Source organism: Leucobacter fengyongliangi, assembly GCF_052386045.1.
Genome location: NZ_CM126356.1, coordinates 817,666 through 833,921 on the forward strand (window position 1 = coordinate 817,666; position 16,256 = coordinate 833,921).

15 protein-coding genes are annotated in these 16,256 nt (G+C 63.3%); 10 read left to right on the forward strand and 5 right to left on the reverse strand.

What is annotated here, in order from left to right; translation table 11 throughout:
• Position 1: 1 nt before the first annotated feature.
• The gene (gene xseA, locus ACTNFK_RS03860; protein WP_435937145.1) at positions 2 to 1,231 is read right to left on the reverse strand and encodes an exodeoxyribonuclease VII large subunit; all 1,230 of its coding nucleotides are present in this window, start codon (positions 1,229 to 1,231) and stop codon (positions 2 to 4) included.
• Positions 1,232 to 1,352: 121 nt separating this feature from the next.
• Here xseA and ACTNFK_RS03865 point away from each other — a divergent pair, with 121 nt between their 5' ends.
• Both ACTNFK_RS03865 and ACTNFK_RS03870 read left to right on the forward strand, forming a co-directional pair.
• Positions 1,353 to 2,387, forward strand: coding sequence for a 4-hydroxy-3-methylbut-2-enyl diphosphate reductase (locus ACTNFK_RS03865; protein WP_435937157.1), 1,035 nt, complete (start codon positions 1,353 to 1,355; stop codon positions 2,385 to 2,387).
• A 138-nt stretch (positions 2,388 to 2,525) separates the two neighbouring features.
• Positions 2,526 to 3,266 carry a GTP pyrophosphokinase gene (locus ACTNFK_RS03870; RefSeq protein WP_435937158.1) on the forward strand — a complete coding sequence of 247 codons (741 nt, stop codon included), beginning with the start codon at positions 2,526 to 2,528 and terminating at the stop codon, positions 3,264 to 3,266.
• Positions 3,267 to 3,344: 78 nt separating this feature from the next.
• Here the strand turns inward: ACTNFK_RS03870 and ACTNFK_RS03875 are convergent, their stop codons facing one another.
• A complete protein-coding gene (locus ACTNFK_RS03875) occupies positions 3,345 to 4,124 on the reverse strand; it encodes a DUF6264 family protein (RefSeq protein WP_435937146.1) in 780 nt (259 codons plus the stop codon).
• Positions 4,121 to 5,152, reverse strand: coding sequence for a class II fructose-bisphosphate aldolase (fbaA, locus tag ACTNFK_RS03880; RefSeq protein ID WP_435937147.1), 1,032 nt, complete (start codon positions 5,150 to 5,152; stop codon positions 4,121 to 4,123). Before fbaA ends, ACTNFK_RS03875 begins: the two co-directional genes overlap by 4 nt.
• Positions 5,153 to 5,309: 157 nt before the next feature.
• On the opposite strand from fbaA, the gene glpX reads away from it, so the two are divergent.
• Positions 5,310 to 6,293 carry a class II fructose-bisphosphatase gene (gene glpX, locus ACTNFK_RS03885; protein WP_435937148.1) on the forward strand — a complete coding sequence of 328 codons (984 nt, stop codon included), beginning with the start codon at positions 5,310 to 5,312 and terminating at the stop codon, positions 6,291 to 6,293.
• 88 nt (positions 6,294 to 6,381) lie between these two features.
• Here glpX and ACTNFK_RS03890 read toward each other — a convergent pair whose 3' ends face one another.
• A complete protein-coding gene (locus ACTNFK_RS03890) occupies positions 6,382 to 6,969 on the reverse strand; it encodes a 3'-5' exonuclease (RefSeq protein ID WP_435937149.1) in 588 nt (195 codons plus the stop codon).
• Positions 6,970 to 7,047: 78 nt separating this feature from the next.
• On the opposite strand from ACTNFK_RS03890, the gene ychF reads away from it, so the two are divergent.
• The 6 genes from ychF to ACTNFK_RS03920 all read left to right on the forward strand — a co-directional run bounded on the left by ychF (position 7,048) and on the right by ACTNFK_RS03920 (position 14,244).
• Positions 7,048 to 8,121 (forward strand): redox-regulated ATPase YchF, encoded by a 1,074-nt coding sequence (ychF, locus tag ACTNFK_RS03895; protein WP_435937150.1) that lies wholly within the window; start codon positions 7,048 to 7,050, stop codon positions 8,119 to 8,121.
• A 129-nt stretch (positions 8,122 to 8,250) separates the two neighbouring features.
• A complete protein-coding gene (locus ACTNFK_RS03900) occupies positions 8,251 to 9,402 on the forward strand; it encodes a calcium/sodium antiporter (protein WP_435937151.1) in 1,152 nt (383 codons plus the stop codon).
• A gap of 242 nt (positions 9,403 to 9,644) precedes the next feature.
• Positions 9,645 to 10,811 (forward strand): DUF998 domain-containing protein, encoded by a 1,167-nt coding sequence (locus ACTNFK_RS03905; protein ID WP_433647565.1) that lies wholly within the window; start codon positions 9,645 to 9,647, stop codon positions 10,809 to 10,811.
• A 20-nt stretch (positions 10,812 to 10,831) separates the two neighbouring features.
• Complete coding sequence (locus ACTNFK_RS03910) at positions 10,832 to 11,191, forward strand: zinc ribbon domain-containing protein YjdM (RefSeq protein ID WP_433647564.1); 360 nt, start codon at positions 10,832 to 10,834, stop codon at positions 11,189 to 11,191.
• A gap of 125 nt (positions 11,192 to 11,316) precedes the next feature.
• Positions 11,317 to 13,029 (forward strand): ABC-F family ATP-binding cassette domain-containing protein, encoded by a 1,713-nt coding sequence (locus ACTNFK_RS03915; protein WP_433647563.1) that lies wholly within the window; start codon positions 11,317 to 11,319, stop codon positions 13,027 to 13,029.
• A 45-nt stretch (positions 13,030 to 13,074) separates the two neighbouring features.
• Entirely contained in the window at positions 13,075 to 14,244 is a 1,170-nt protein-coding gene (locus ACTNFK_RS03920; RefSeq protein WP_433647562.1) for a hypothetical protein, read from the forward strand.
• A 6-nt stretch (positions 14,245 to 14,250) separates the two neighbouring features.
• On the opposite strand, the gene ACTNFK_RS03925 is transcribed toward ACTNFK_RS03920, so the two are convergent.
• The gene (locus ACTNFK_RS03925; RefSeq protein WP_433647615.1) at positions 14,251 to 15,036 is read right to left on the reverse strand and encodes a CPBP family intramembrane glutamic endopeptidase; all 786 of its coding nucleotides are present in this window, start codon (positions 15,034 to 15,036) and stop codon (positions 14,251 to 14,253) included.
• Between the two features lie 127 nt (positions 15,037 to 15,163).
• On the opposite strand from ACTNFK_RS03925, the gene ACTNFK_RS03930 reads away from it, so the two are divergent.
• On the forward strand, positions 15,164 to 16,201 hold the full coding sequence (locus ACTNFK_RS03930) for a 6-phosphofructokinase (protein ID WP_433647561.1): 1,038 nt from the start codon (positions 15,164 to 15,166) through the stop codon (positions 16,199 to 16,201).
• Positions 16,202 to 16,256: the final 55 nt, after the last annotated feature.

The window sequence follows — 16,256 nt, forward strand, 5'->3', positions numbered from 1 at the left end:
GTCACGTCTCTGAAGATGCGGCGACCGCGTCAAGCCCGCCACCTGCGAGTGCGAGGTGGATCGCGGTGCCCGCCGGGGCGTCGGCCGGATCCCGCAGTACGGCACCCGAGGAGAGCTGCGCGATGGCGTATCCACGCTCAAGCGTTGCTCGCGGCGAGAGCGCGGTGAGACGTGCGTGTGCGTGCGAAAGTTCGTTGGCGCGATCCGCCACATGCCGCTCAGCGAGCTCGCTGCCCCGGGCAATCCAGCGCACGAGTTCTTCGGCGCGTTCCTCAACCATGCGCTCGGGTGTCGCGAGCACGGGCCGGGCCCGAAGCTGGGAGATGCGGTCGGTCTCGTGCGTGAGGAGTTGGCTGAGCCGAAAACTCATGCGTGCACGGGCATCTGAGATTCGCGCGTGCTCTTCCTCGACGTCGGGCACGACCCGCTTCGCTGCGTCGGTCGGGGTGGACGCGCGCAGGTCGGCGACATCGTCGAGGAGGGGCCGATCCGCCTCGTGCCCAATCGCGCTCACGATCGGCGTGGAAGCCGCCGCCGCCGCGCGCACGACCCCCTCCTCGCTGAAGGGGAGGAGGTGCTGAAAGTCGCCGCCGCCGCGCGCCACGATGATGACATCGACCTCCGGATCGGCATCGAGCGCTACGATTCCTGCGGTTACCTCTGCCGCGGCCCGGTCGCCCTGCACCGCCGCATAGTGCACCCGGAATTTGACGCCCGGCCAGCGCAGCGTGGCGTTGCGAATCACGTCTTTTTCCGCATCGCTGTCGCGCCCGGTCACGAGCCCGATCAGGGCGGGAAGGAAGGGAAGCGGGCGCTTCCTGGCGGCATCAAAGAGCCCCTCGCGCTGCAGCTGCTGACGCAGTCGCTCGAGACGCTGGAGGAGCTCGCCGAGCCCGACATGCGAGAGATCGAACACCTGCACCGTGAGCGATCCTCCCTTGACCCAGAAGTCTGGCTTCACCAGGGCGATGACCCGGTCGCCCTGCGCAAAATCGGCAGTCAGCTTCCGCGACACCGAACTCCACACGGTGAAACTGACGGTCGCGTCTTGCGAGAGGTCTTTCAGCTTGCCGTAGACGTGCCCCCCGCGCTCCTGCCACTGGGTGATTTCACCCTCGACCCACACGGTGCCGAGGCGGTCGATCCACTCTTTAATCTTCTGGCTCATCGCCGCGACCGGCCACGGTGCTTCACGAGTCGCGGGTGCGGTCTGCACGGTGACGGGGCTCATGCCTTCCACCATACTCGCGCCCCAGCGTCTGTCAGGGTGGCACACGTAGACTAGCGGCATGTCTGATATCGCTTCCGTGCAAGATCAGCGCACCATTGGCGCACCCGTGGTGAGCCTCGCGATGCCGCGCATTCGTCGGGCGGCAGGCCGCCTCAAAGACCTTCCCGTTGCAGGCGAGAAGCGCGTGCTGCTCGCCGCGCCGCGTGGGTATTGCGCGGGGGTGGATCGCGCGGTCGTTGCCGTCGAAAAGGCCCTGGAGCGGTTCGGCGCCCCCGTCTATGTGCGTAAGCAGATCGTGCACAACATGCACGTTGTGCAGACCCTCGAAAAGATGGGTGCGGTTTTCGTGGAGGAGGTCGACGAGGTTCCCGAGGGGGCGAATTTGGTGTTCTCCGCCCACGGAGTGTCTCCTGCGGTGGTGCAGGCCGCTGCAGACCGTGGGCTGCAGGCGATCGACGCAACCTGCCCGCTCGTCACGAAGGTGCACCGAGAAGCCGTGCGGTTCGCGAAGCAGGACATGGAGATTCTGCTGATTGGCCACACCGGGCACGAGGAGGTCGAAGGCACCGCCGGCGAGGCGCCCGAACACATCACGATCGTGAACTCGCCCGAAGACGTGGACAGCCTTGAGGTGCAAGACCCGGAAAAGCTGATCTGGCTGTCGCAGACCACCCTTTCGGTTGACGAAACGATGGAGACCGTGCGGCGATTGCGCGAGAAGTTTCCTCACCTGCAAGATCCCCCGAGTGATGACATTTGCTACGCGACCCAGAATCGTCAAGTCGCGATTAAGAAGATTGCGCCCCAGGCCGACCTGGTTATCGTGGTGGGCTCGGCGAACTCGTCGAACTCCGTGCGCCTCGTCGAGGTCGCACTTGAGTACGGAGCGAAGGCCGCCTACCGGGTCGACTACGCGAGTGAGGTGCGGCAAGAGTGGCTCGACGGAGTGAACACCGTCGGCGTCACGAGCGGCGCCTCGGTGCCGGAGGTGCTCGTGCAGGAGCTGCTCGACGATCTGGCAGATGCAGGCTACTCAGACGTACGTGCGACGGTTACGGCGGAAGAAGACCTGGTGTTTTCGTTGCCTAAGGAACTGCGTCAAGATGCCTCCGGCAAGCGCGACGCACGCGCTCTGGGTGGTCGCGTGCGCTCGTAGCGGCGACGCGAAGCTCATTCACACGCGCACTACATCACGAACAGGTAACGTCTAAGGGTGACTGAAACGACGACCGGCCCGACTGGCCACGCCGCGACTGGCGCGCAGCCGCACGCGGTGCGCCCGCTCACCGGGCCCATAGACCTGTCGCAAATCGACCTTGAGGCGCTCGAGGGGCGTCGCCAGGTGCGTGACAGCCTGTCGCGATTCCTCATGCCCTACAAATTCGCCATCGACGAGGTCATGACGAAGCTCAACATCCTGCAGGAGGAATTCACGCAGACGGGTGAGTACAACCCCATCGAACACGTTTCGAGCCGGCTGAAAGACCCCGACAAGATCATTGAGAAGATGCAGCGCCGCGGGGTGCCGCTCGAGACCGAGCGCGTGCGCGAGACGATCACCGACATTGCGGGGGTGCGCGTGGTCTGCGCCTTCGTGTCCGATGTGTACCGGGTGTTCGAACTCCTCACCGCTCACGATGACGTTTCGGTGTATCAGGTGAAGGATTACATCGCCAAGCCCAAGGAAAACGGCTACCGCAGCCTTCACCTGCTCCTTGAAGTTCCGGTATTCCTCTCCAGCGGGCCGGTGCAGACCATTGTGGAGGTTCAGATCCGCACTATTGCAATGGATTTTTGGGCGAGCCTCGAGCACAAGATCTACTACAAGTACGATCGCGAGGTTCCAGAGGAGCTCCTGCGCGGCCTGAGCGATGCAGCCGAGCAGGCAGATCAGCTCGACACGACAATGGAATGGCTCCACATCGCTATCAGGGGAGGTGGCCGCGACACACTCGTGCGTCGCAGTGCCGACGCGATGCTCAGTCATTCGCTCGCACAGACGGCGGGGCGTCACGCTTCCTCGGAGTCAGCGTAAGCACGCACCGCACTCCTCGGTCACCGCACGATCAGTGGGGCTCCAGGGACGTGGATCCGGCACGTGCCGAGTGTGCGGCTATTGCGGTGCCGACAGCGAGCCCAGGATCAATTCCATTGCGTCTGGCTCAGCGAGTCGCTGCAGAAGCTCAGGAACCTGGTAGATCCCAATCATGATGAACGTGAACGTGATGATACCCGCCAAGACTGCGGCGACAAGTGGTACCCAGAAGGTCAGCTTGCGTGCGCGCAGGCGCTGCACCGAATAGATGACAGTCAGTGCATACACCGCAAGGACAAGCAACGCTCCAACTGTGCCGAGCGTTGTGAGGGAAGCGGGTACTGAGAAGCCTCCGACTTCAAGTACCTGGCCCCAACGCTCGAACTCGTTCGACATCGAATACAGGGATGCGGCCGAGTTCAGTGCACCCAGCGCCCCGACGACGAGCAGCACGATGGTGACGATGCGGTCGCCGAGTCGCCTGCCGCCAGCGGAGCGAACCGCTCCGGGCTGCCCCGGCGTAGCACGATAGTGCTGCGAGTTGTTTGTCTCATCCGTAACCGTGGCAGGGCGCGATGCCTCGGCCACTTCCGAGCTCACCGATCCCCGGGCACCGAGGTTGTGGGGAACGCCGGGTAAGCGACCTGTGCCACCGCCCGGGGGAGTTGATGTGGGGGCGCCGCCATGGGTATTCCCCCTGGGGTGCTGCGATGCGGGAGACGACGATGAGGACGATGAGGGAGCTGCCTCGCCGGGCGGGGTCCACTCCCATCCCTCGGGCGCATACTCGCCGTACGCGGGGCGCGGGCGAGGGTCGGGCGCTTCTTGCTCAGTGGGAGTCTTGCCGTCTGTTGTCACTTGGCGCTCACTGACCTTCCTGCTGAACCGAGTTGCTCGGCGGCCTGTGCAATCCGTCGAGCCATGCCAGACTCACCCAGGCGGCCGTACGCCCGTGGGTCGTACTGCTTCTTGTTACCGACCTCGCCGTCGATCTTCAAGACGCCGTCGTAGTTCTTCAGGATGAAATCGGCGACTGGTCGCGTGAATGCGTACTGCGTGTCGGTGTCGATGTTCATCTTGATGACACCGTGCGAAACGGCCTCCGCGATCTCCTCAGGGGAGGAACCCGATCCGCCGTGAAACACCAGGTCGAGCGGCTTCTCACCCGTGCCATACTTCGCGGCGAGGCCGTGCTGAATCTCGGCCAAGAGCTCGGGTCGAAGCTTCACACCGCCCGGCTTGTACACGCCGTGCACGTTGCCAAACGTCAGCGCGGTGAGGTACCGGCCCTGCTCCCCGAGCCCGAGTGCTTCGACCGTGGCGATCGCGTCGTCGAGCGTCGTGTAGAGCTGCTCGTTGATCTCGTGCACGATGCCGTCTTCCTCGCCGCCGACCACGCCAATCTCGACCTCGAGGATCACGTCGATGGCAGCCATGCGGGGCAGGAGTTGCTTCGCAATGTCGAGGTTCTCGCTGAGTGGAACCGCCGATCCGTCCCACATGTGCGACTGAAAGTAGGGCAGTCCGCCCGAGGCAACCCGCTCCTCGCTCGCCGCGACGAGCGGCAGCACGAAGTTCTCAAGGTGCTCTTTCGGGCAGTGGTCGGTATGCAGGGCGACAGTAACGTCGTAGGCTTTCGCCACTTCTTCCGCGTACTTTGCGAAGGCGAGTGCGCCGCCGATGCGGTTCTTCACCGTGTGCCCCGCGAAGTAGTCGGCACCCCCGAAGCTGACCTGGATTATTCCGTCGCTGCCCGCCTCGGCGAACCCCTGCAGTGCCGCGTTCAGCGTCTGCGAACTCGACACATTGATTGCGGGGAAGGCGAAGCCACCCGTCTTTGCTGCGTCAAGCATTGCGGCGTACTGTTCAGGTGTTGCAACGGGCATCGGTGCTCCTTGAGTAGGGGTGCCTTATCGTTCCTCAGTCTAGGCGGTGCAACCCGGTTGTTGCTGGGCAGCAAACGGTAGGCTAGGTGGGGATCGCCTTGCGCCCCGCAATGAGGGCCCCGGCCCGCCGCCAACACAGACACGGAGACCTCAGAACATGAGCGAACAACATTCACTGGGTGAATGGCAGCCCGATCGCAACCTCGCCATGGAACTGGTGCGTGCCACTGAGGCCGCGGCCATCCGGGCAACCCCGTGGGTGGGGCTCGGTGATAAGCTCGCTGCCGACGGCGCCGCTGTCGATGCGATGCGGCGTTTCCTCTCGACCGTGTCGATGAATGGCACCGTCGTGATCGGCGAGGGCGAAAAAGATGATGCGCCGTGGCTGTACAACGGTGAGAAAGTCGGCAATGGCGAGGGCGCCGAGTGCGACGTCGCAGTGGATCCGATTGACGGAACTCGGCTGACCGCCGAGGGGCGCCCCGGCGCGCTATCCGTGATCGCTGTCGCTGATCGGGGCAGTATGTATGACCCGTCGGCGGTGTTCTATATGGACAAGCTGGTGTGCGGGCCCGAGGGCGTCGACATCGTCGATATCGAGCGGCCGATCGGAGAGAACATTCGGGCGCTCGCACGGGTGAAGGGTGTGAGCGTCTCTGACATTCGCGTCGCTGTGCTCGACCGACCGCGTCACGAGCAGCTCATCGCTGACATTCGTGAGGCCGGTGCAGGCACTCGCCTCATCATGGATGGTGATGTCGCCGCAGGTGTGAACGCGGCGCAGTGGGACTCGCGTATTGACCTGGCGGTCGGTATCGGTGGAACACCAGAGGGCATCATCACCGCCTGCGCAGTGAAGGCGCTCGGCGGAGTGATTCAGGGCAAGCTGTGGCCGAAAGATGATGAAGAGCGTGAGCGGGCGCTCGACGCGGGCCACGAGCTCGGTCGCGTGCTGCACGCCAACGACCTGGTGCGCAGCGACAACGCGTACTTCGTGGCCACGGGCATCACCTCGGCTGACTTCCTCGACGGGGTGCAACGGCGAGGGCCATTCCTGCGCTCTGAGAGCATTGTGATGCGAGCTCACTCGGGCACAATCCGCCGCGTCATCACCGATCAACGCCCGCACCGCTGGGAGTAACCGGAATCTGGCTCGGCCCGGCCGTTCGACGGATCCGGGCCGAGCTGCACATCTGTCTTGTGCGCGTGAAGTTAGTCGGATGTGCGCGTCAGCGCAGATCGAGTGGGATCGCCGTAAGACGGTGGATTTTGACTCCAGTGGCCTTTGCGAGTGCGGCTACGTTTGGTGCCTCGTGCCGCTGCGCGGCATCGCTGATGATCGCCGCGCACGCCTCCGCGTCGGCGAGCGCCTCGTGATGAGCGAACTCGTGATAGCCAGCTGCGGCAGCGGCCAGCGGAAGTCGGTGTGAGGGGATCTCGTAGGTTTTGCGAGAGATCTGCACGCTGCAGAGATAGCGCAGCTTTGGTGTCGGGGTGACCGTTGCGGCACACGCTCCGCGGATCACGCCCATGTCGAAGCCAGCGTTGTGGGCCACCGCGATGTCGTCACCGATGAACTCGCGAAGGTCTTGCAGTTGCTCGCCCCACCCCAGGGCATCCTCCACCATCTCGGGTGTGATGCCGTGGATCTTGATGTTAAAGCGGAGAAACTCGTCGTGCCCCGCAGGCGGGCGAATGAGCCAGCTCGCGCGATCCACCACGTTGCCATCGCGCACACGCACGAGGCCGACGGCGCACGCGGAGGCCGCATGGCTGTTGGCGGTTTCGAAGTCTATGGCGGTGAAGTCGACTGGCACCCAAAGATCTTGACATACGCCACTGACAGCCGAATGCGGTCAGTCTTGAGTTGAACAGCACGGGTAGACTTGACCCTCGTGGCTCTCACTATCGGAATCGTCGGCCTGCCCAACGTTGGCAAGTCCACCCTCTTCAATGCACTCACGCACAACGACGCGCTCGCGGCGAACTACCCGTTTGCAACGATCGAACCCAACGTGGGGGTGGTGAACCTGCCCGACCCGCGGCTGACGAAGCTCGCCGAGATCTTCGGCTCCGAGCGGATCCTCCCGGCGGCAGTGAGCTTTGTCGATATCGCCGGCATCGTGCGCGGGGCAAGCGAGGGCGAGGGACTTGGCAACCAGTTCCTCGCGAACATTCGTGAGGCCGACGCAATCGCTCAGGTGGTGCGCGGCTTCAGTGATCCCGACGTGATCCACGTGGAGGGTGCGGTGAATCCCTCTAGCGACATGGAGACGATCAACACTGAGTTGATTCTCGCTGACCTGCAGACCGTCGAGAAGGCGCTCGTGCGCTACGAGAAAGAACTCAAATCGAAGAAGATCGATGCTTCGGTAGTCTCCACCGCCCAGGCCGCGATGGCTGCGCTGAATGACGGCAAGCTCCTGTCGCATTCGGGCATTGATATTGAGCCCATTCGCGAGCTCGGCCTCCTCACCGCGAAGCCGTTCCTCTATGTGTTCAACGTCGATGAGGGAGTGCTGGCCGATCAGACGAGGCTCGCCGAGCTCGCGGCCCTTGTTGCCCCGGCGAAGGCGATCTTCCTCGACGCGAAGCTCGAGAGCGAACTCATGGAACTGAGTGACGAGGACGCGGCGGAGCTGTTGGCTTCGATCGGTCAAGAAGAAAGCGGGCTGGATCAGCTCGCCCGCATCGGCTTCGACACACTGGGCCTGCAGACCTACCTCACGGCCGGGCCGAAGGAATCGCGCGCGTGGACGATTCGCAAGGGCTCGAAGGCGCCCCAGGCGGCGGGCGTGATCCACACCGATTTCGAAAAGGGCTTCATCAAGGCCGAGGTCATCTCGTTTGACGACTTGGTGGCGACCGGCTCAGTCGCCGATGCGCGGGCGCAGGGCAAGGCGCGCATGGAAGGCAAGGATTACGTCATGCAAGACGGCGACGTGGTCGAGTTCCGCTTCAACGTGTAGCCATCCTCTGGAGTGCCCCGGGCAGTCGCTGAGCCCACGCGCCAGGGATTCAGCGTGCGTGTGGCGGTCTTCCGCTCCTCCTTTGAGCAGTGGGGCGATCTCGACCTGAGGATCCTCTAGAATTACCTCGTGCTGCTCGACACAGTGTTCGTGATCGCCGGAATTGTCATTCTGGTCGCCGGAGGCGAGGCGCTCGTCCGTGGCGCATCCACGCTCGCTACACGGGTGGGCATTTCTCCGCTCATCGTCGGCCTCGTCGTCGTCTCTGCGGCGACGTCAGCACCCGAACTCGCCGTGACCGTCGATGCCGTTCTGCGCGATGAACCCGATCTCGCGCTCGGCAATGTCGTGGGCAGTAATATCGCCAACATCCTGCTGATCCTCGGGATTTCGGCCCTCGTGCTGCCCCTGAGCATTAAGAAGCAGATCGTGCGGTTCGATGTGCCGGTCATGGTGGGCATGTCGATTCTGCTCATCGTGGTCAGCCTCGACGGCCAGATCGGGCTCCTCGACGGCCTTCTGCTCCTCACAGGCCTCGTCGTTCACACCGTCATGAGCATCGCGGTGGGGCGACGCGAGGGTGCGGCAAACGGAACTGCACGCGTTCAGGCATCCTCTGACGCAAGCGCGAGTGCTACGAGGGGGAATCCGACGCCCCTGTGGCTTGCTTCCGTGTTGCTCGTTGTTGGCCTGGGTCTTCTCGTTCTCGGGGCGCAGCTGCTCGTAAACGGAGCGGTGGGCATCGCAACGGAGCTCGGAGTAAGCAGCCTCATTGTCGGTCTCACTGTGGTCGCCGTCGGCACCTCGTTACCCGAGCTCGCCACGTCGATCATTGCCGTGCGTCGAGGTGAGCGAGACATGGCCGTCGGTAACATCGTTGGCAGCAACATCTTCAACATCGGAATGGTGCTCGGGGCACCGGCGATCATCTTCGGTCAGGGCATCCCCGTGCCGGCCGCCGCGATCGCTCTCGACCTGCCTCTCATGCTTGCCGCCTCGATCGCGCTGCTACCGATCGCTTTCACCGGGTTTATCGTTGCCCGTTGGGAGGGGGGCACGTTTGTGGCGCTCTACGTCGCGTACACCGCTTACCTCGTGCTCGCTGCCACCCAACACGATGCGCTCGAGGGCCTCACAGACGTGATGATCTGGTTCGTACTGCCGCTCGTGGGCGTGACCCTCGTTGTTGTGACCGCCTTCGAGGTGGGCGTGCATCGCGGCAAGCGACTCGCCGCAGCAGAACGTCGCGACAACCAGATGCCCGCACCACCGCTGGAGTGAGTGGCGTCACCGTTGCCTGCGACACGGTACCGCAGGTCGGTAACGAGATCTAGTTCCGTTTGAGTGTGCAGCCATCCATCTCGATTGCTCGAAGAAGTCACGCAGGCAGCGGGCCAGCGAGGGAGCAATGTAGCGTGCCGGTGGAGCTGAACGGGCCAGCCATCGCGGAGAGAACCCGCAGCAGTTGTGAGCCGTGCATCTATGCTGAGACCCACAACGTCTGACTGGAAGGCACACTCAGAATGACCGATCGACGCGCGCAGCTCGGGACCGCATCGATTCCCCTCTCCGAGAGAAGAGCGGCGGAGCCTCAACTTACCCTTCGTATAGAGTCGCAGGCGATCTATCTAGCGCTGCTAGCCGGCGGCATCGGCGCAATTGTGGGCATAATTCTCGGGATTGGATGGCCGCCGCTCCCGCTCTTTGGGGATCTGTCTTTCGGGACAGTAGTCGCGATCGTGGCCGGGTTGGTTTCTGCAGTCGCGGGATCCATAGGCTACTGGCGCGCGCGTCGGCTGGAAGGGCAAGAGTGGAGGGGGACGCTGCCCGCGGCGATCTTCACCGTGAATACCATCGCAGTGGTCCTGGTGCACGTTGTGCTTGCTGCGCTGACCGTGCTCGGAGTGTTTTTCATTCTGAGTCGTGGGTTCATTGGGCTCGAAGTTGACCCCTTCTGGTCCACGGCACTCATGGCAGTCAGCGTCGGGCTTAGCGCGCATATGACCTATCTGTCAGTTTCGCGTATGACCACGCGTCGGATGTCATCTTTGCTGATGTCGTTCGTTGTCATTGGCACACTCACCGCAATGGTCTCGTCTCCGGACCCCACATGGTGGAAGATTCACTTCAGCCAACTGGGCACGTTTTGGAGTGTGTCGGGCTTCATGTTTAACGGCACATTGATTGCCGCAGGTCTGCTCGTTACCGCGTTTGCCGTCTATTTGGCCAACGACATGCGTGCCCTCGTGGAACGCGGCATTCTCACCAACAGGAGAAGTACCACGATTGTCTCTGCGATGTTCATTGTTATGGGCATTATGTTGGCGGGAGTTGGTCTAGTTCCGGTGAATGTGAGCCTGATTATTCACAATCTCTGTGCGAGCGGGATGGCGGTCATGTATTTCGGCCTGCTGAGTGCCGGGCCATGGATCCTCCGTGGCATGCCTCGCGCTTATTTCGTTGCTTCAGTGGCTTTTCTCGTCAGTGTGGTGCTTTCGACTATTCTCTTCTCTATAGGGTTCTTCGGACTCACCGCATTCGAAATCGTCGTTTTCGCACTCATCTTCGGGTGGATATCGGTCTTCATTCGTTTCGTTGGTGTCGCCGGCCAAGATGATGCGCGTCGCGCGAATGGCTCGGACCACCGGGTTCCCCCACATACAAGAGGTTTTCACGATGTGCAGTCGTGATTCGAGGGAGACGAAACTCAATGTCTGACACACTGCCGCCGTGCCCAGAGTGTGGTGAATCCTATACCTATACGCAGAGTTCGTTGCTGGTGTGCCCCATGTGTGGGCATGAGTGGGCTCCCGCTGAAGAAGCGGAGGCCGTCGGGACTGAGGCGGCTGTCAGGGACTCGGTGGGCAACGTCCTCACCGACGGTGACACCGTCACCATCACGAAAGACCTCAAGATCAAGGGTGCAGGCGGCGGGGTCGTCAAGGTCGGAACCAAGGTGCGCGGCATTCGGTTGATCTCCGACGGCGTGGGAGATCACGACATTGATGCGAAGGTACCCGGGTTCGGTCAGATGCAATTGAAATCTAGTGTGGTGAAGAAGGTTCTCTAGTGTGCCGCCACCCCAGAGAGTCGCGTGCACATTCTGGCATTCGCACAGCGTTGAGTGGCGCCGGCTTCAGGTGAGCGTTCGGGGGACCGTTCACCCGCCTCTCCAGGACTGAATAAGCTGGGCTGATGACCGGAACGCTCGTAGCCCATGGCTTAGCTGGTGGCTACGCACACCGCACCCTGTTTGACGGTCTCAACCTCACGGTTGCTCCGGGCGATGTCATCGGAGTGGTGGGGGTAAACGGTGCGGGAAAGTCGACGCTCCTACGCATACTCGCCGGTGAGGTCGAACCGCAGGCGGGAACGGTGAGTCTGGCACCGAGCGACGCGTTTGTGGGGTTTCTCCCGCAGGAGCACGAGCGAGTCGCCGGGGAAACGATCGCGGGCTATATCGCTCGGAGAACGGGTTGCGCGCGTGCCACGAGCGAGATGGACGCGGCCGCCGAGGCGCTCGGAAATCTTGAGCCACAGCCGCCAGGCACCCCCGACCCAGGCGACGTGTATGCAGCCGCGCTTGATCGCTGGCTTGCGAGCGGAGCCGCAGATCTTGAAGAGCGGTTGCCCGCGATACTCGCAGAGCTGGGCCTGGTATTGAACAGGCCTGCTGCAGGCGTAGGTTCCGCGACACTGGACGGTGTGAGCGGACTCTCTCCGGAGTCGCTCATGACTTCGCTATCTGGCGGGCAGGCTGCGCGCGTCGGGCTCGCTGCTCTTCTTCTCTCACGATTTGATATCGTGCTGCTCGATGAGCCCACCAACGATCTCGACCTTGACGGTCTAGAACGACTCGAGAACTTCGTTCAGGGTTTGCGAGGCGGCGTCGTGCTCGTGAGCCACGATCGCGAGTTCCTTGCCCGGTGTGTGACCCGCGTGCTCGAACTCGATCTCGCGCAGCACAGCAATCGTGTGTTCGGTGGCGGCTACGATTCGTATCTCGAGGAGCGCGAGATCGCCCGACAGCATAAGCGGGATGACTACGAAGGTTTCGCTGCGAAGAAAGCCGATCTCGTGGCTCGTGCGCGCATGCAACGAGAGTGGTCGAGCCAGGGCGTGCGAAACGCCATGAAAAAGGCACCTGATAACGACAAGATCCGGCGAAAAGCGTCTACCGAGTCCAGCGAAAAGCAGGCGCAGAAAGTGCGTCAGATGGAGAGCCGGATCAGGCGCCTCGAGGAGGTCGAGGAACCGCGTAAGGAATGGCAGCTTGAGTTTACGATCGGCACAGCCCCGCGATCGAGCGCGGTGGTCGCGACGCTGAACGATGCCGTGATCCAACAGGGGGCGTTCACGCTCGGGCCGGTCTCGCTGCAGTTGAATGCCGGCGAGCGGATCGGGATCACCGGCCCGAACGGTGCGGGCAAGTCGACGCTCCTGCGGGTGCTTCTCGGGCGACAGATTCCCGATTCCGGCTCCGCATCGCTCGGCACCTCGGTGGCGATCGGCGAAGTGGATCAGGCCCGCTCCCTGTTCGCGGGATCTTTCCCACTCGTTGAGACATTCGAGTCGCTCGTGCCCGAGATGTCAGCCGCCGAGGTGCGAACGCTGCTCGCGAAATTTGGGTTGAAAGCCGACCACGTGACGCGCGCCGCGAGTGAGCTTTCGCCGGGGGAGCGCACGCGAACCGGTCTCGCGCTCTTGCAGGCCCGAGGCGTCAACGTTCTCGTTCTCGACGAGCCCACGAACCATCTGGACCTGCCGGCGATCGAGCAACTCGAACAGGCCCTAGAGACCTACAAGGGTGCACTGCTGCTGGTCACACACGACCGTCGAATGCTGCACACGGTGAGGCTCGATCGGCGTTGGCACGTAGAGAATGGTGCAGTTACCGAGCTCGTGTAGCTCGCCCGGCCGCGTCCACAGGCTGTTCCCCGGTAGTCTGAAAGGGTGAATGACGAGGAACTGCGCGCGTTCTTAGAGTCGGCGAGCAAAGGCGACCCCGAACCTCAGCAGCAGAGCAACCCAATTGAGCCAGCGACTTCGGGCGAACCCCCCGCGACCTCGAAGCCCGGTGAATCGGCTCGGCCTGCCGCACCGGTTGGTGGCCAGCAAGCCGGTCTCAGCTTCGACGAGTTGATCGGCTTGCGCCGTCGACAGGCGGCCGATGCTGACCCTGTGCCACTGGTGCTTCCTGAGCCGAAGCGGGCCTCGTCACCCGACTCGGGCGTGACACCGCTCTTGCTGCCGCCAGCCGGAACGCCGGCGCGCTCGGCACAGCCGGCGGCGATGAACGACCCTCAGCCACCAACGCAACCACTCTCACAGGCCGACATGCCGACCCCAAAGAGCGCAGACACACGACCCGCGGAGCCGATCGCCCCCGCGATCCCAGTATTCGCACAGACCCCAGTGCCTGCGGCGAGTCGGCCTGCGCCGGAGTTGCCCGTGGTACCGGCTTCGTCGGTCCCGCCCACAGCTCCGCTTCCGCAGGCAGACGAGTCCTCGATCTTTGGCCTGCTGGCTGCCACTGATGCAAGTACTCCCGCTAGCGACGAGTACGAGAAGATCGCTGTGACGGGGGGCACCGGGGGGAAAAAAATGTTGCCCTGGATCATCGTGGGTGCAGGAGTGGCCATCGCCCTGGTCGCATCCATCTTCATCGTGAACGCGCTGGGGGGCGGAACAGAGCCCACACCGACCGCGGCACCGACGGCGACCGAGACACCCACGACAGGCTCCACGCCGTCCGCCTCACCGTCGCCCTCGACAGATCCTGAGCCCTCGGAAACGGCAGATGATCAACCGCCTCAGGTTGAGGTCGGGCCAACGATGGTGCTTGACGTGCCCTTCTGGGGAATTACCGCCGACCTCAGCACGAGATTCGGACAAACGAGCTACGTTATCGACGCAGATAGTCGTTTGGTACTCAACTCGGCCCTCATCAGCTCGCTTCCGGAATCGTGTGCGGCGATGCGGTCAGAGTGGGGCATTTCGCGGGTAGGCGACGCATCGTTTGAGGTCTTGAAGCCCGCACAGCGTTGCGCCGAAGCCCCCGAACTGTATGACGAAATCTGGGGCCTCTCGGCCGCGATGGTCGAGAGCATCAGGCCGCTGTAGCGGCTCCTAAGTAGCCACTCCGAACAACTCGGGCCACCAAGCCAGGGCCAGTGGGTACCCGGCAAAGCTCACGATATCGAGCACCCAGTGCGCGACGACGAGCGGGAGCACGCGACCGGTGCGCCGGTAGATCCACCCGAACACGAGTCCCATAATCACGTTGCCCAGAAACCCTCCGAATCCCTGGTACAGGTGGTAGGTCCCGCGGAGCACGGCACTCACCACGATGATGGTGGTCGTGCCCAGCCCGAGTCGACGCAGCCGATCGAACAAGTAGGCGACCACGATGAATTCCTCACCCAGGGCCGCTCGCAGCGCGGCGAGCACCAGCACGGGCACGGTCCACCATGCGGTGTCGAGGGTCGTCGGAACCACGGTGACGTTGATACCGAGCGCCTTCGTGGCGAGGTAGAAACCGATACCCGGAATGCCGATCGCGGCGGCAAGCAGCACGCCTCCGCCGGTCTCCGTGATCCACCAGCTTTGTTTCAACCCGGTGGATCGACCGAACCCCAGACGCGACAGGTGTGGGCGCCGTTCACGCCACAGGAGGAAGATGACGAGCGCCACCGGGGCGAGGCCGAAGGTAAAGCCGAGCAGCTGGTAGACGAGGTCGAACCACGGGCGTTCTGACAGCGCGCGATTGATCGTCGCGGTCTGGGAAGCGAGGGAAGTCTCGCGGGTCACCCGTTCGACAATGGCAACCACCGCGTACACCGCCGACGCGCCGAACGAGAGCGCGAGCACGATGGCGATCTCCCACTTCAGGCGAGTGTTCGAGGGCTGGGGCATCGTTGGGCTTTCTGCGGTCACGCGATCAGCGTATCGGCGGCAGCGTGCCAGGAGGGAGATCGAGGCGATCCCGGGTGTTTTCCGCGCCGACCCCTCCGCGTAAACCGCGCCAACTAGGCTGACCCGTATGAGAATCGGTGTGCTTTGCAGTGGCGGCGACAGTCCGGGCATGAATGCTGCGATTCGCGGGGTCGTGCTGCGCGGTGTTGAGGTGCTCGGTCACGAGATGATCGGCTTCATGGATGGGTGGCGTGGCTTTCTCGAGGGAGACTGGATCAACCTTGACCGCAGTGCGGTTCGCGGGATCGCGCCTCACGGGGGTGTGATGCTCGGCACGAGTCGGGTGAGCCCGTTCACTTCTTGGGCTGGAGTACCCGGGGATTACGACATGATTCGTGGGCGCATGGCCGAGTACGGAATCGAAGGGTTCGTACTGATCGGCGGCGACGGCACACATCGGGTGTCGAAGATGTTGCATGACCAGGGCATTCACGTTGTCGGGCTCCCGAAGACCATCGACAACGACATCGTGGGTACCGACTACTCCTTTGGATTTGACACCGCGGTCTCGACCGCTACCGAGGCGATCGATCGTTTGCGCACCACGGGCGAATCACATCGTCGCTGCATGGTGCTTGAGGTGATGGGTCGCAACGCCGGGTGGATCGCCCTGCACGCTGGCATGGCGGGTGGGGCGCAGGTCACCCTCATCCCAGAGCATCCAGAGTCGCTCGAGCAGATTGCCGAGTGGGTGCTGAGCGTGCAGGAGCGCGGCCGGTCCTCGCTGGTGGTCGTCGCCGAAGGCTTCCGCCTTGATGGGATGGCGGAGGCGGTGACAAACCCGGGGGTCGACCGCTTCGGGCGGCCCCGCCTGGGCGGTATCGCCGAGGTGCTCGCGCCGCTGATTGAAGAGCGAACGAACATCGAGACCCGGGCGACCGTGCTGGGGTACGTGCAACGGGGCGGCTCTCCCACAGCGTTTGACCGGGTGCTCGCCACCCGCACGGGGTTCGCTGGCGCTGATGCAATCGATGCAGGGCAGTGGGGCATGCTTGCCGCGCTTCGGGGCGACGAGATCGTGCTGGTGCCGTTCTCAGAGGTGGTGGGACATTTCAAGGCCGTTCCCGCACGACGGTACCTCGAGGTGCGCAAGAACTTCGGGTAGCCGCGTCTGGAATCCCGGACAAGGGTGGCTCCGCGCGCGTTGCCTTGCGCGGGTC

Coding starts and splice junctions, on each gene's coding strand:
- ACTNFK_RS03865 (WP_435937157.1), top strand. CDS start 1,353: ATGCCGCGCATTCGTCGGGCGGCAGGCCGCCTCAAAGACCTTCCCGTT.
- glpX (WP_435937148.1), top strand. CDS start 5,310: ATGAGCGAACAACATTCACTGGGTGAATGGCAGCCCGATCGCAACCTC.
- ACTNFK_RS03930 (WP_433647561.1), top strand. CDS start 15,164: ATGAGAATCGGTGTGCTTTGCAGTGGCGGCGACAGTCCGGGCATGAAT.
- fbaA (WP_435937147.1), bottom strand. CDS start 5,152: ATGCCCGTTGCAACACCTGAACAGTACGCCGCAATGCTTGACGCAGCA.
- xseA (WP_435937145.1), bottom strand. CDS start 1,231: ATGAGCCCCGTCACCGTGCAGACCGCACCCGCGACTCGTGAAGCACCG.
- ACTNFK_RS03925 (WP_433647615.1), bottom strand. CDS start 15,036: ATGCCCCAGCCCTCGAACACTCGCCTGAAGTGGGAGATCGCCATCGTG.
- ACTNFK_RS03905 (WP_433647565.1), top strand. CDS start 9,645: ATGACCGATCGACGCGCGCAGCTCGGGACCGCATCGATTCCCCTCTCC.
- ACTNFK_RS03910 (WP_433647564.1), top strand. CDS start 10,832: ATGTCTGACACACTGCCGCCGTGCCCAGAGTGTGGTGAATCCTATACC.
- ACTNFK_RS03915 (WP_433647563.1), top strand. CDS start 11,317: ATGACCGGAACGCTCGTAGCCCATGGCTTAGCTGGTGGCTACGCACAC.